At 44.1% G+C, this 517-nt stretch carries 1 protein-coding gene; it reads right to left on the reverse strand.

Annotated elements, in window-relative coordinates; genetic code table 11:
- Positions 1-488, reverse strand: a 488-nt coding sequence (locus tag A3762_RS24055) for a hypothetical protein (protein ID WP_068757997.1), incomplete at its 3' end; no start/stop codon positions are given.
- Positions 489-517 lie beyond the last annotated feature (29 nt).

Consider the following 517-nt stretch of genomic DNA (forward strand, 5'->3'; position numbering starts at 1 on the left):
ACACTACGTAAAGCGCTGATCTCATCACCATTTGCATAATAAGCATCACAAGTACGCATCGCTTTCGCAGCGGGGCTTTGTTTATCTAATTCATACCATTCGCATATTTTTTCAACTGACTGCTGAAAAGCTGACTCAAATCCATGTGTGCTAATTGATACCGTCGTTCGCTTGATGCTTTTTAACCAAGGCACGTTGATACGGAGCTCCAAGACCTCAACTGTCGCTCTACTACCTCGCTCAACACTAACACGCCGTAGACCTCGAATTGAGCCATCATCTCTCACATGAAATTCTGGTTGTGCAGCACGCTCTCGCTGATAAACTTCATATTCCCGCGTAAAACGTGTTTCGATCGCCTCAGCCTCTTTGCGTGCAGCGTCTTTATCTTCTCCGATTCGCACATATTCTTGAAACTCTTGTCCGCCCCAAGAACGATAAACTCGAAAATAGTCTAAACCACCATACTTATGGTCATAGATAGGCACCCTATACCTCCATTGTATAAATATGTGAA

This window comes from Oleiphilus sp. HI0125 (assembly GCF_001635355.1).